This is a genomic window from Luteibacter aegosomatissinici, from assembly GCF_023078495.1.
Classification (GTDB): Bacteria; Pseudomonadota; Gammaproteobacteria; order Xanthomonadales; family Rhodanobacteraceae; genus Luteibacter; species Luteibacter aegosomatissinici.
The window spans coordinates 2010870-2024613 of the sequence record NZ_CP095742.1 but is presented as its reverse complement, the minus strand read 5'-3'; the positions used below and the strand labels follow the sequence as shown (position 1 = coordinate 2024613).

General features: G+C 63.6%; 14 protein-coding genes. 7 read left to right on the top strand and 7 right to left on the bottom strand.

Annotation, left to right across the window (positions count from 1 at the left end; genetic code table 11):
• The first annotated feature begins 44 nt into the window (after nt 1-44).
• From L2Y97_RS09045 to L2Y97_RS09035, 3 genes are all read left to right on the top strand, one after another.
• Complete coding sequence (locus L2Y97_RS09045; RefSeq protein WP_247435710.1) at nt 45-1454, top strand: Y-family DNA polymerase; 1410 nt, start codon at nt 45-47, stop codon at nt 1452-1454.
• Entirely contained in the window at nt 1438-4578 is a 3141-nt protein-coding gene (locus L2Y97_RS09040) for an error-prone DNA polymerase (protein WP_247435707.1), read from the top strand. The genes L2Y97_RS09045 and L2Y97_RS09040 overlap by 17 nt, the downstream gene beginning before the upstream one ends.
• A gap of 231 nt (nt 4579-4809) precedes the next feature.
• Complete coding sequence (locus tag L2Y97_RS09035) at nt 4810-5082, top strand: hypothetical protein (RefSeq protein ID WP_247435704.1); 273 nt, start codon at nt 4810-4812, stop codon at nt 5080-5082.
• 124 nt (nt 5083-5206) lie between these two features.
• Here the strand turns inward: L2Y97_RS09035 and L2Y97_RS09030 are convergent, their stop codons facing one another.
• The 4 genes from L2Y97_RS09030 to L2Y97_RS09015 are packed head-to-tail and all read right to left on the bottom strand — an operon-like array spanning nt 5207 to nt 8035.
• The gene (locus L2Y97_RS09030; RefSeq protein ID WP_247435701.1) at nt 5207-5419 is read right to left on the bottom strand and encodes an RNA-binding S4 domain-containing protein; all 213 of its coding nucleotides are present in this window, start codon (nt 5417-5419) and stop codon (nt 5207-5209) included.
• A 31-nt stretch (nt 5420-5450) separates the two neighbouring features.
• Nucleotides 5451-6437 (bottom strand): MBL fold metallo-hydrolase, encoded by a 987-nt coding sequence (locus tag L2Y97_RS09025; RefSeq protein WP_247435699.1) that lies wholly within the window; start codon nt 6435-6437, stop codon nt 5451-5453.
• 60 nt (nt 6438-6497) lie between these two features.
• On the bottom strand, nt 6498-6914 hold the full coding sequence (locus tag L2Y97_RS09020; protein ID WP_247435697.1) for a ketosteroid isomerase-related protein: 417 nt from the start codon (nt 6912-6914) through the stop codon (nt 6498-6500).
• A gap of 8 nt (nt 6915-6922) precedes the next feature.
• On the bottom strand, nt 6923-8035 hold the full coding sequence (locus L2Y97_RS09015; RefSeq protein ID WP_247435694.1) for an S-(hydroxymethyl)glutathione dehydrogenase/class III alcohol dehydrogenase: 1113 nt from the start codon (nt 8033-8035) through the stop codon (nt 6923-6925).
• 130 nt (nt 8036-8165) lie between these two features.
• Here L2Y97_RS09015 and L2Y97_RS09010 point away from each other — a divergent pair, with 130 nt between their 5' ends.
• Together L2Y97_RS09010 and L2Y97_RS09005 are read left to right on the top strand one after the other, a co-directional pair.
• Nucleotides 8166-9062 (top strand): LysR family transcriptional regulator, encoded by an 897-nt coding sequence (locus L2Y97_RS09010; RefSeq protein WP_247435691.1) that lies wholly within the window; start codon nt 8166-8168, stop codon nt 9060-9062.
• A gap of 387 nt (nt 9063-9449) precedes the next feature.
• Nucleotides 9450-9608, top strand: a complete 159-nt coding sequence (locus tag L2Y97_RS09005; protein ID WP_247435688.1) for a hypothetical protein — start codon at nt 9450-9452, stop codon at nt 9606-9608.
• A gap of 171 nt (nt 9609-9779) precedes the next feature.
• On the opposite strand, the gene L2Y97_RS09000 is transcribed toward L2Y97_RS09005, so the two are convergent.
• Nucleotides 9780-11102: an Nramp family divalent metal transporter gene (locus tag L2Y97_RS09000; protein WP_247435685.1), complete on the bottom strand. Its 1323-nt coding sequence runs from the start codon at nt 11100-11102 to the stop codon at nt 9780-9782.
• Nucleotides 11103-11227: 125 nt separating this feature from the next.
• On the opposite strand from L2Y97_RS09000, the gene L2Y97_RS08995 reads away from it, so the two are divergent.
• On the top strand, nt 11228-11413 hold the full coding sequence (locus L2Y97_RS08995; RefSeq protein ID WP_247435682.1) for a CsbD family protein: 186 nt from the start codon (nt 11228-11230) through the stop codon (nt 11411-11413).
• Nucleotides 11414-11453: 40 nt separating this feature from the next.
• The gene (locus L2Y97_RS08990; RefSeq protein ID WP_247435679.1) at nt 11454-12359 is read left to right on the top strand and encodes a YihY/virulence factor BrkB family protein; all 906 of its coding nucleotides are present in this window, start codon (nt 11454-11456) and stop codon (nt 12357-12359) included.
• Here L2Y97_RS08990 and L2Y97_RS08985 read toward each other — a convergent pair.
• A complete protein-coding gene (locus tag L2Y97_RS08985) occupies nt 12328-13458 on the bottom strand; it encodes an acyltransferase family protein (protein ID WP_247435676.1) in 1131 nt (376 codons plus the stop codon). The genes L2Y97_RS08990 and L2Y97_RS08985 overlap by 32 nt on opposite strands.
• Nucleotides 13459-13498: 40 nt before the next feature.
• Nucleotides 13499-13624 (bottom strand): hypothetical protein, encoded by a 126-nt coding sequence (locus L2Y97_RS22355; RefSeq protein ID WP_256452086.1) that lies wholly within the window; start codon nt 13622-13624, stop codon nt 13499-13501.
• Nucleotides 13625-13744 lie beyond the last annotated feature (120 nt).

Below are 13744 nucleotides of genomic sequence, written 5' to 3'. Positions count from 1 at the left end.
CGCCGCCATGCCGGGCACCTCTTTTTTGCCCCGTTTCCGCAACCATGCTTTGGGCCTGCCTCCGTTTTCCCGGCCTGGCGTTCTCCGCCGCCTTCGCCGTGGCACCGGAGGCAGGCCCCTCCGCCCTGCTCGATACCCACGCCCGCCAGCGGCTGATCGCCACTGCCAATGACGAAGCTCGCGCGCACGGCATACGCCGCGGGCAAAGCGTGGCTGCCGCTCGCGCGTTATGCCCTGCACTGGAAGTGCGTCCGCGCGATCGCGATGCCGAGAAGCGCCTGCTAAGCGAGCTGGCTGCGTGGTGCTACCAGTTCAGCGGCCATGTCAGCCTGGTGCCCCCGAACGCCATTCTCATGGAGGTTGGGGCCAGCCTGCGCCTGTTCGATGGCTGGCCCCTACTGGTTGAACGAGTCACCACAGGCCTGCGTGAGCAGGGCCACCCGCACACACTGGCCGCTACGCCGTTCGCATCCGCGTCATGGGTTTTCGCCGCCACCGCGGATGGCATGGTGATCCCTGCACGCGAGGGAGTCATCCGCATGCTGGGTGCCCTGCCCCTCACGCAAAGCGGCTTGCCAGGCACCGCCGTCACCGCGCTGCATGCCATGGGCTTTCGCCGTCTGGATGATGTATTCCGCCTCCCCCGGCCCGAACTCACCCGGCGTATTGGCCGTGCCGGCGTGAACTGGCTCGACCGGATTCGTGGCCACGCCTCGGATGCATTGCCCGCATGGCAACCGCCTGCGAGTTTCGTGCAGAAGATTGAATTTGATGCTGAACTGGATGGCAGCCAGCCACTGCTTTTTCCACTACGCCGACTTACTCGCGCCCTGGCCAACATGCTGGCGGCACGCGACGGCGGCGTGCAGCGTTTCACACTGACGCTTGAGCATGCGCGCGGGGAAAGTACACGTATCGGCGTGGCCATGGCGGCGCCGCAACGCGATGCCGATCGACTGTTCGAACTGGCCCGCACGCGGCTGGAGCGCGCGACACTCCCTGCCCCGGCGCGTTCGATTGAACTGCATGCCGATGAGCTACCAGTCTTCCGGCCGCCCGTACGCGACCTGTTTGAGCCCATTCGCGGTGATGGGCTCGATTGGCCCACGCTGGACGAACGCCTGCGCGCGCGCCTGGGCGATGCGGCCCTGCGCCAGCTTACCGTCGTGAACGATCACCGCCCGGAGCGTGCATCGCGTTATGGCGCGCCCACTGTCACAGTGTCGCTACCACGGGGGCGACGCCCGCTATGGTTGTTGCCGCGCCCGCTGCCTATGCGCCCCGAGCCGGCCGCCGTGCTGGCCGGGCCAGAACGCATCGAAAGCGGCTGGTGGGATGGCGGTGACACGCGCCGCGACTACTACATCGTAAAAACCGTGCACGGCCAGCACGCCTGGGCTTACCTCCCACCAGGCACACTGGATGGGTGGATGCTGCATGGCTGGTTTGCCTGACCATTCGGCGAACGACGGCGATATCGCTCCCCCCGTCTACGCCGAACTGCACGCACTAAGCGATTTCAGCTTCCAGCGCGGGGCATCGAGCGCGCGCGAATTGTTCGAACGCGCGAAGGACCTTGGTTATACCGCTCTCGCCATCACCGATGAATGTTCGCTATCGGGGATCGTGCGTGCGCTGGAAGCCTCCCTGGAGGTGGAGCTTCCCCTTATCACCGGCAGCGAGTTCCGGCTCGCTGATGGCACCGTGCTGGTGTTGCTGGTGGAAAGCCAGGCTGGCTACACCGAACTGTGCCGGCTGGTGACCCTGGCCCGGCGTCGTGCGCCCAAGGGCAGTTACCAACTGCACCGTAGCGACCTGGAAACACTAGGCGATGGCTTGTGCCTGCTGTGGGCCCCAGGCCCATGGGCGGCCACGGCCACCACGATTCACGAAGAACGCGCCGCGTGGGTGGCAACGCATTTCAGCGGGCGTGCATGGCTTGCCGTGGAACTGCACCGTGGCCAGCACGATGAAGCCGAACTGGCGATGCTGCGCGAACTGGGGGCCCGCCACGCATTGCCCTGTGTCGCCACGGGCGACGTACACATGCACCTGCGCCGCCGCCGCGCCCTGCAGGATGTGATGACCGCCATCCGGGTGAACCGCCCCCTGGCCGATGCAGGCGCTGCACTGTTCCCCAATGGCGAGCGCCATCTTCGCAGGCGCGAAACACTGGCCCGCATTTATCCCCGTGACCTGCTCGAAGAAACCCAGGTGGTGGCGGTACGCTGCATCGGCTTCGATATTCGCGGCATCAATTACGTTTACCCACGTGAGCTGGTCCCCGCAGGCATGGATGCCACGGCTTACCTGCGCCAACTCACCTGGGAAGGCGCCGCCACGCGCTGGCATGGCCGCATCGACGATACGCTGCGCGAACGCATTGAAATGGAACTAAGCCTCGTCGCCACAATGAAATACGAGGCTTTCTTCCTTACCGTGCACGACATCGTGCGTTTCGCCCGCTCACGCCAGATCCTTTGCCAGGGCCGCGGGTCGGCGGCCAATTCGGTGGTGTGCTTCTGCCTGGGCATTACCGAAGTGAACCCGGACCAGATCAGTACCTTGTTCGAACGCTTCATTTCCGTCGAACGCGATGAGCCACCTGATATCGACGTGGATTTCGAACACGAGCGGCGGGAGGAAGTGCTGCAGTACGTGTTCAACAAATACGGCCGTGAACGCGCCGCGCTGGCCGCTACGGTCATCAGTTACCGGCGCAAGAGCGCAGCGCGTGACATTGGCCGGGCGCTAGGCCTTTCGGAAGATCAGCTGGACCAGCTAAGCCGGGCCTATTCACATGCCCATGGGGAAGTGCCGATCACGCTGCGCCTTGCCGAGCGCGGCTTCGATATCACCAGCCGCACCATTCGCCAGCTTGTCGTGCTGGTGGAAGAACTCAACGGCATGCCACGGCATCTTTCCCAGCATGTAGGTGGTTTCGTTATCTCCGATACGCCATTGCACCACCTGGTGCCGGTGGAGAACGCGGCCATGGATGATCGCACCATCATCCAGTGGGACAAGGATGACCTGGAAACCATGAAGCTGCTGAAGGTGGATTGCCTGGCACTGGGCATGCTCACCTGCATGCGCAAGGCCATGGACCTGCTGCGCGAACACAAGGCCACCGATTACCCCCGCCTGGCCGATATCCCCATGGAGGATCCACAGACCTACGCCATGATCCAGGAGGCCGATACGATCGGCGTATTCCAGATCGAATCACGCGCGCAGATGTCGATGCTTCCGCGCCTGAAGCCTGCCCGCTACTACGACCTGGTGATCCAGGTCGCCATTGTCCGCCCCGGCCCCATCCAGGGCGGCATGGTGCATCCCTACCTGCAGCGGCGGAAGCTTCCGCCCGAAGATATTGTCTACGAGCATGATGTGCGCCCCGTGCTGGAACGCACGCTCGGCGTGCCGATCTTCCAGGAACAGGTGATGCATGTGCTTCAGGTGGTCGCGGACTTCTCACCGGGCGAATCCGATGAACTGCGCCGCTCCATGGCCGCATGGAAGCGCCGCGGCGGCCTGCAGAAATTCGAGCCGAAGATCCGTCGGAACATGTCCCAAAATGGCTACTCGCCGGAGTTCACCCAGCAGATCATCGACCAGATCCAGGGGTTCGGCAGCTATGGCTTTCCCGAATCGCATGCCGCGGGTTTCGCGCTGATCGCCTACGCCTCTTCGTACCTGAAGTGCCACCACCCCGAAGTGTTTACCTGTGCATTGCTCAACAGCCAGCCCATGGGCTTTTATGCCCCGGCCCAGCTGGTGGCCGATGCCCGCCGCCATGGCATCGAAGTACGGCCACCGGATGTCACCGCAAGCGACTGGGATTGCACGCTCGAAGCGCGCCCCAAACAGCCGGGCACATTCGCGCTTCGGCTGGGCTTGCGAATGATCGGCGGCCTTTCGACCGACCTTGGCGAACGTATCGTCGCTGCCCGCATGCAGGCACCGCTGCGCGACCTCGCCGACCTTGCCAGCCGCGCACACCTCAACCGCTTCGAACGCGAACGCCTGGCGGATGCCGGTGCCTTGCGCACCCTCAGCGGCCATCGGCACCGTGCGCGATGGGAAAGCGCCGGCATCGAGCGCACGCTGCCCCTGCTTGATGCCGTGGCAGAGGAGCGCACCACACTGCGACCACCCTCGTTGGCCGAAAACGTTTTCGCTGATTACGCCACGCACGGCCTCTCGCTTAGCGGCCATCCGCTATCGCTGGTTCGCAAGAACTTGCTATCGCGTCGCGTCCGCCGCGCACGCGATCTTCTCGCTATCCGAAATGGTGCATGGCTTCGCCATGCGGGCCTCGTCACCGTGCGCCAGCGCCCGCAAACCGCCAGTGGCATTACCTTCGTGACGCTGGAAGACGAAACCGGACAAGTGAATGTGATCGTGAGGCCAAAGGTGGCGGAAGCCTGCCGCCAGGCGCTGCTGGATGCGGTGCTGCTTGCCGTGGATGGGCAATGGCAATCCATCGATGGCGTACACCATCTCGTGGCTTACCGGTTACTGGATTTCAGCGATCTCCTGCCCTCGTTCGGCTCGGTTTCCCGCGATTTCCAATAGCGCATTCATAGTGCACTGCAAAACGTTTCCCGCCATCGCTTAACGGTTTGTAATGTCCACCTGAATGGATGCCTAGGAACCGCAGAGCGAGACCCACTTTGTTCATCCAAAAAGCGATAGCGTCTGCACCGACCGCACACATTCCGGTCTGTAAGCGAGCCACGCCGCCGCGCCCGGCGCAGCCGCTTTTGAATCCAAGGCGCTCACTAAAAGTTCCAGGAGAGATTCGTCATGCGCAACACGAAACTGATCCTCGCCATGCTCGCCGGCTGCACCATCATGAGCGGCGCCGCCTTCGCGCAGGATGCCGCTTCGAAGACCGACCCGACGCCCGCCTCCACCGCTGGCTCGGCCATGCACTCCAGTTCTGATGCCATGAAGAAAGACGGCGCAGCCAGCAGTGCTGCGGGTAGCGAGAATGGCTCGATGAAGTCGACCCACAAGAAGCACAAGAAGAGCACCACCGCGGAACCGGCCAAGTCGTCGACCGCCGGCGGCATGTAATCACCAGCGCATGAACGAAAAAAGCCGGTGTCGTGAGACACCGGCTTTTTCTTTTGGTTGGTTTCATCGCGTTGTTGGCTTATCGCGTGCTAGCACGCTCCTATAGAGAGCGACACCACCCCACTCAGACGACCTTGATAATTTCGTCGTCGATTTCCACGACCTGGCCCGCGCGGATCTTGCACGTCTTGCGCAGCTCCACCACGCCATCGACCGTGACCAGGCCATCGGCCACCAGGTGTTTGCCTTCGCCACCGCTGGCGGTAATGCCGGCCAGTTTCAGCAGTTGGTTGAGTTCGACGAATTCGCCTTCAAGCTGGAAGGTTTGCGAGGGCATGGCGGGGCACTTCGGGGTCAAGGGGTGCACATTAGAGCGCAATCCGGCCGCCAATGTTCAGCAGCATGAAATCGTCGCCTGTCAGGCCCTCCGCCCCCAGCGCCTCGGCGAGCAAGCGCGGCGGCTCGTCAAGCTGATCGTCGGCCAGCTCGAACACGCCCCAATGGATGGCGATCGACCGCCGGACGCCAATATCACGGTGCAGCTGCACCGCCTGTGCCGGATCCACGTGCTGGCCATGCATGAACCATCGCGGCGCGTACGCGCCAATGGGAATCGCCGCCAGGTCGATGGGTCCCGCGCGGCGGCCAATCTCGGCCAGTTTGTCGGAATAGCCCGTATCGCCGGCAAACCAGAACCGGTAGCCATCCTGGGCCATCACCCAGCCGCCCCACAGCGATCGGTTGCGATCCCAGAGCGTGCGGGCACTCCAATGACGGGCAGGCACGAAGGTGAACACGGTGCCTTCGATATCCGTGGACGCCCACCAGTCGAGTTCTCGCACGTTGCCAATGCGTTCGCGATCGAACCAGCGCTTCAATCCCAACGGCACAAGGAACACTGCCTTGGGAAAGCGGCGGGCAATGGCGTGCACGCTGTCGCGATCCAGGTGGTCATAATGATTGTGCGAGATCACCACGACATCGATCTGTGGCAGCGTCGCGACCTCCACCGGTGCGGGCGTACGCCGCATCGGGCCCGCGAACGAGAGGGGCGAGGCGCGCTTGCCGAGGACGGGATCGGTGATCACCGTGAGCCCCTGCCGCCGCACAAGGACCGTGGCGTGGCCCAGCCACCACGCGGCATCGCCGGAACCTGCGAAATCGGCCCGCTGCCACCAGCGGCGGGTGAATGCCTCGTAGCCCTCGTCGGGCGGCCGTGGAAGCTGTTGCTCCTTGCGCTCGCGGCGCCAGCGCTTCAGGCCACCGGGCTCGCGCGTTTCCGGCTCGAGGTTACGGAAGCCGTCACGCGTGTGATGACCTTTGGCAGCGTCGAAGTAAGGGTTCGTCCAGGCCATGCCTTGCCTTGGTGGTGGGGTCAGGGCATGACCTGCGGCCCCACCACCCCGGCTTCAAGGTCAATCGACGTCGACGCGGCGCACCTGGGCCAGCCAGTCTTCCAGGTTGTAGTAGTTGCTGACGCGGGTGATCCTGCCGCCTGCCACATCGAAGAACGCACCACCCGGCAAGACATAGCTCTGGCCCTGGGCGAGCGGCAGGCCGTCATCCGTGGCCTTGTATTCGCCATGCACCACGTATTCCGCGGCGGCGCGGTCACCCTTCTCGTTGGCCATCACGACGATATTCTTCAGCTGCTCGGCGTAGCTGACGTTCATGCGCTCGAGAAAGGCGGCGAAACGGGCGCGGCCGGTTTCACGGCCACCCTGGTTCACATCATGGGCCACGTGCTCATCCAGCAGATCGAGCATGCCATTCCAATCGCCGCGATTGAAGGCATCGTAGTAACGGCGGATAAGGTCGATCGTCTCGTTCATCAGGGCACTCAGTAAAGAATGACGGAGCGGATGGCCTTGCCTTCGTGCATCAGGTCGAATGCGCGATTGATGTCATCCAGCCCCATCGTATACGTGATCATGGGATCGATCTTGATCTCACCACCCATGTAGCGTTCGACATAGCCGGGCAGTTCCGTGCGGCCCTTCACGCCGCCGAACGCGGAACCGCGCCAGACGCGGCCGGTGACCAGCTGGAACGGGCGAGTACGGATCTCCTGGCCGGCGCCGGCCACGCCAATGATGATCGACTCGCCCCAGCCCTTGTGGCAACACTCCAGGGCCGAACGCATCACATCGACATTACCGATGCACTCGAAGGAATAATCCACGCCACCATCGGTCAGGTCGACGATGACCTGCTGGATCGGCGTATCCGGGTAATCACGCGGATTCACGAAATCGGTGGCGCCCAATATCTTCGCCATCTCGAACTTGGACGGATTGGTGTCGATGCAGATGATCCGGCTGGCCTTCGCCATCACCGCGCCCTGCACGACCGAAAGGCCAATGCCACCCATGCCGAACACGGCCACGGTGGCGCCCGGCTCGACTTTCGCCGTATTGAGTACCGCGCCAATGCCAGTGGTGACGCCACAGCCGAGCAGGCAGACCTTGTCGAGTGGTGCGTCCTTATTGATTTTCGCCAGCGAAATCTCCGGGAGCACCGTGTATTCGCTGAAGGTGCTGGTGCCCATGTAGTGGAGAAGCGACTTGCCGCCCATGGAGAAGCGCGAGGTACCGTCGGGCATGACGCCCTTGCCCTGGGTCAGGCGGATCTTCTGGCAAAGATTCGTCTTGCCCGAGCGGCAGAACGAACACTCACCGCACTCGGGCGTGTAGAGCGGGATGACGTGGTCACCCGGCTTGAGGGTGGTCACCCCCTCGCCGACCTCCTCGACGATGCCACCGCCTTCGTGCCCCAGGATGACCGGGAAGGCACCTTCCGGGTCGGCCCCTGACAGCGTGAACGCATCGGTATGGCAAACGCCGGTCGCCACGATGCGTACAAGCACCTCGCCCGCCTTGGGGCCCTGGACGTCGATCTCCTCGATGGAGAGGGGCTTTCCTGCTTCCCAGGCAACAGCGGCGCGCGACTTCATGGTCAGTCAATCCTCTTACAATGGCATGTGAAACCGGCATGGGCCGGGTGGATCATGGATTCTAGCCAGCCTTGCCGTCGTCGATTAGTCGTTCGAACCGACAAGCATCTTTTACCGGGAGCAACAATCGATGCGCGCATGGGATGGGATGGACGCCTTTGTCGAGGTGGTCCGCTTGGGCAGCTTTTCTGCTGCCGCGCGCCACCTGGGTTTATCCACGGCGTTTGTCAGCCGTGCCGTGAGTGCCCTGGAGCAGCGCCTTGGCACGCAGCTGCTCCACCGGACCACCCGCAAACTGCGCCTGACCGACGCCGGCCGCCTGTATTACGAGCACGCCCGGCACTTGCTGGAAGGCTTCGACGCCGCGGAACAGGCCATCGTGGATTACCAGGAAGGCCTGCGCGGCAGCCTGCGCATCAGCCTGGCCACCACGTATGGCGAGCGATACGTGGCCCCGTTGGTCAACGAATTCCTGGCCATGCACCCCCAGCTTGGCGTCGACATGGATTTCTCGAACCGGAATGTCGACCTGATCGAAGAAGGGTACGACCTCACCGTCCGCACCGGCCTGCTCGCGGACTCCAACCTGGTGGCCCGGAGGCTGGGCGAACGACGCCTGTTCGTTGTGGCCTCACCCGCTTATCTGGAAGGCCACCCCGCGCCCCGCACGCCGGAAGACCTGGTCGATCACCAGCTACTGCTCGGCTCGGCCAGTCACTGGATCTTCCTGGAGGATGGCCAACCCCGCCAGCGCCCGGTACGAGGGCGTTACAGGGCCAACTCGGGCCAGGCCCTGCTGGATGCCTGCCTGCGCGGCCTGGGGCTGGCCCAACTGCCCGACTTCTATGTCGAAGGCCCGCTGGCCGAGGGGCGGCTGGTCTCCCTGCTGGACGACTGGCGCGACGAGCAGGGCGCGGTCTGGCTGGTTTACCCGCGGAGCCGCCACCTGTCGCCCAAGGTGCGGCAGCTTGCGGACTTCTTATGTGAACGGTTGCAAACGCCACCGTGGCAGCTCCCGCCCGGATGAGTTAAACTCTAGTTAACGGATACGTTCGTTCCCGCGAACGAAAGGCCGGGGCAAGGGTTCTCATAGGCACCATCCATCGTGCCGATCGGAAAATTGATTGAACTATTTCCTTACGCCCGCTGTCGAAGAAATTAATGATTGGAACCCTTGAATCCGCTGAGGGGACCCTTACTAAGGTGCAAGAGAAAACTCGTTGGTTCAGTAATTCGGTGCAAAAACCGCATGACGAAAGCCTAACGAACCGATTGTTCACCAAACGAAACGGACCAGCGCTTTTTGGCCATCTACCGGGGTTTCCCGGGCCAGCGTAAGGTCCGCTCCATGCCAGAGACCGGCGGCGTGGGCTGACTTGAAACAACCGGTCATACAAGAGACTGGGAGACGACCATGAACGAACTTCGCAACGATTACGGCATTACCACCTTCGAATACTCCGCTGGCTTTAACTCCAGCGACGCAGCCAACGGCCTCGACCTGTTCGGTGGCGAAATGGATGGCTACGATTGGCTCGGCGAAGTCGCCAGCCGCCTCAGCAACGCCGCGTAAGCCGCGCTCGCCGTAGGGGCGCATCTGGGCGCGACCGCCTTTGGCGGCAGATCCCAGTCCGCGCTTCCCAAGGCCGCGGCCCTGCCCGCTCCTACGAGAACCGCGCCGCTGACCGAAGGCCCGCCATTGGCGGGCCTTCTTCGTTTCCGCTCTACCGGGGCGCCCGCCGCATCAGGCCATACCGAAGAACTGGGCGACCAGCCACACATTGGCCGCCGATATGACGACAAAGAGCGCCCACGCGGACACCGACACGAGGCGTGTATTGGCAAACGCCCCCATCAGCTCCCGGTTATCCGTAAACCGGATCAAGGGATACATGGCGAACGGCAACTGGATGCTCAATACCACCTGGCTCGCCACCAGCAGTGCGCCAATGGCCCGGTCCCCCATCACCACGACACCGATGAAGGCCGGAACGATGGCAAGGCCCCGGGTGATCAGCCGCCGCTGCCAGCACGGCAGTTTCATCTGCAGGAAACCATCCATGATCACCTGCCCGGCGATCGTGCCGGTAAACGTGGAGCTTTGCCCCGATGCGAACAGGCCGATGGCAAACGCCATCGATGCGATCGTCGTACCCGCGATCGGCGCGAGCAGCTGGTACGCGTCACCAATATCCGCGACATCACGGCGCCCCGTCGCATGGAACGCCCCCGCGGCCACGATGAGGATAGCGGCGTTGATCAGCAGCGCCAGGCTCAGGGACCCGATCGTATCGACGCGAGTGAGCCGTATGGCAGCCCATTTCCCCGCCTCACCGGAAACCGCCCGGGTCTGCACAATGGACGAATGCAGGTACAGGTTGTGCGGCATGATCGTGGCACCGAGGATGCCGATCGCCAGGTAGAGCGGTTCGCGGCTATCCAGCGCGTGCAGCGATGGCACGAAGCCAGCGGCGATGGCATGCCAGTCGGGGCCGACCAGGAACAGCTGCACGACGAAACAGATGCCGACGGTGCCGACGAGGCCCAGGATGATCGACTCGACCCGGCGAAACCCCTGTCCCTGCAAGCCGAGCACAATGAACGTATCGAGCGCGGTCAACGCCACGCCTACCGGTAGCGACACGCCAAACAGCAGCTTGAAGGCGAGCGCACTGCCGAGCACCTCCGCGAGGTCGCAGGAAATAATGGAAAGCTCGGCCAGCACCCACTGCGCGCGGCCAAGCGCCTTGGGGTAACGCTGGCTGGAAAGCTGCGCGAGGTCCTTCCGGGTAGCGATACCGAGCCGCGCAGCCAGGCATTGCAGGAGCATGGCGGCCAGGCTCGAAAGCAGCACCACGAACAGAAGGCGATAGCCGAATCGCGAGCCGGCTTCGATGTCGGTAGCCCAATTGCCTGGATCCATGTAACCGACGGATACGAGCAGGCCTGGCCCGGCGAACCGAAGCGCCTTCTTCCACCAGGGGAGCTCGGACGGTACGACGATGGACCCGGCGACTTCGGACGGGCAGAACGGCGCGGTGGCCGTCTTGGGCAGCGGAAAGAACATGTCCCATCGTACCGTCTCACGCACGGGCGGTGAATGCTGGCGCACACGCGCTTCACGTGCCTGTAATGGCGCGAACGGGTAAATCGTCCACGCTGCGAACCCCGCAGAGCAACCGAGGAACCATCATGGACAAGAACCGTACCGAGGGCATGAAACACGAGGTAAAGGGCGCCATGAAGGAAGCAGCCGGCAAGATCACCGGTAACCACGCGAAGGAAGCGGCAGGCAACATTGAGAAGAATGCAGGCAAGGTGCAGAAGGAGGTAGGCAAGGCCGCCGACCACGCACGCGACCGCGATCGCCACCACTAACCGGACCTAGCGGGGGCCCTGGGGCCCCCGCCCCTTCCCTATGCACCTGCGCCACTGGTACGAACTGACCGGCAAATCCATTCGCACCGCTGCCGAGGGTTTCAGCGATGACGAGCTGATGACCCGCGCGGCGGCGCTTTCTTTTTACTCGGCGCTATCGTTCGCACCGCTGCTGGTGCTGCTGCTCTGGGTGCTGTCCGCGCTTAATGCGCAGTGGCAGGCGCAACTGGTGGACGGCCTGACCAACGTCATCGGGCAGCAAGGCGCCACCGCCGTAAAGCTGGTGATCGATAACGCCCAGCAACGGCCGCACCTTGGCAACATCGTCGGCATCATCGGTCTGTGCGTCACCGTGTTCAGTGCGTCAGCCGTGTTTGCTCAACTTCAATCCACGATCAACCGCGTCTGGAAGATTCGCGCGAAACCCGGCGAAGCCGTGGCCGGATGGTTGAGCACCCGGGCACGGGCATTTGGCCTGCTGATCGGCATTGCGTTCCTGCTGATCATTTCATTCGTGGTCAGCAGCCTGATCCAGGCCGTCATCCCCGGTAATACCGTGGCATGGCAGGTGGTCGAGGCCGTCATTTCGTTTGGCGTCTTCGTCATCGCGTTTGGAGCCATGTACCGGATCCTCCCCGATGCGCAGATCGCGTGGCGCGACGCCGCACGCGGCGGCATCCTCACCGCCCTGCTTTTCGTGGGTGGCAAGTTCGTCATCAGCCTGTATATCGATCGCGCCAGTGTCGGCGGTGCCTACGGCCCGGCGGGGGCCATCGTCGTGCTGCTCACGTGGGTGTACTACGCCTCGATCATCGTGCTGCTGGGTGCGGAACTCACCCACGGCCTTGCCGTGGCGCGAGGCGCGAAAATCCGGCCCGCCGAGCACGCCGAGAGCTTCGACCCGGCCGCCCAGGTCACGCCGTCGCCGCCGCAGAAACAGGCCTGAGCAGCCGCCGACGCAGCCACCGGTTTGCCGGCTCCGACAGGTACGTGGCCACGCCATATCCCAGGGCCCACGCGATCAGCACCGCCGGTGCGTACCAGAGCCAGCCCCATGCCTTGTCGGTACCGGTCAGGCGTGCAACGCCCACCAGCGAAAACACAACGAACATATGGGTCAGGTACACCTCGTAGCTGGCCCGGCCCATGGCACGCAGCCATCCCGTGCCGCGCATGGCCTGGCCGCCTTCCGGCGACGCCAGCACGAGCAACATACCCGCACCGATCAGCATAAGCAGGTAGCCCTCGTGGATGGCGTGCCACAACCATCCACCGGAAAACATGATCAGCGCCAGGCTAGCGACCCCGGCAACGGCCATGAGCCGCCGCGCCAGCACACCCGGCACGCCCGAACGGAAGCGGACTAGCGCCGCCAGGACGCCCGCCGCGATCGCCCCCATCCCCGGCAGATACGCTTTTTCGCTCCATATCTCGTTGTCGGCGATGGCCGCGCGGGTAAAGGGTACCGACAGCACAAGGAGGACGAGCGCCGGCACGAGCCAGCGCGTGCGCCCCAGGGTGAGGCATACCCATGGGAACGCGAGGTAGAACACCTCTTCCACGGAGAGAGACCACAGGACATCCCAGCCACCCGGAAGCCAGCCGTTGTTTCCCTCATACACATTGAGGGTGAAGGTCAGCGCGGACAGCGTGGCGCCGAGCGGCGTCTGCCCCGGCTTGTCGAACACGTAGTTGGGAACCCCCAGCGCGTGGCAGCACAGCAGCACGGCGACAAGGGCGAGCAGGCAGGGAACGATGCGCGCCACGCGGCGAGCATAAAAGCTGCGCCATGCCACCGCTGCCAGCGCCCCATCCCGCTCAAGGACATGCCGGGTGATCAGGAACCCGGAGACCACGAAGAACAGAAACACCGCTTCGTAACCGTTGTATATGAGGCCCTTGAGCAGGAAGACCGGCAACACCTGCGCCGCATCGGTTTTGTGCAGGGGTATCCGCAGGCCGAGGTGATGAACCACCACCAGCAGGATGCTGAAACCACGCAGCAGATCGATACCCGGGCTGCGCGGAAGGACTTGCTGGGACACGCGGCGGCTTCCGGAAGGGGAAACCGCCAGCTTAGCGTGCTCAGGTGCAGCCGCGTACCAGGAAGATGAGGATCAGGACCGGGATCGGCACGCCCAGGATCCACAGCAGCACGTAGCCGATGCCACCTTTCTGCTTTTCCGCGACTGGAGCCTTCTGCTCGTCCATCGTGCTCACCTTCGAACGTGTAGGTGTGACCAGCGTCCGGCGGGCGGTGTGCAGCAGGCGTGACAATGGCGCCACTAACGCATTCGCAACGACACGCCCTTCGCAGGTAGTGCATTATCC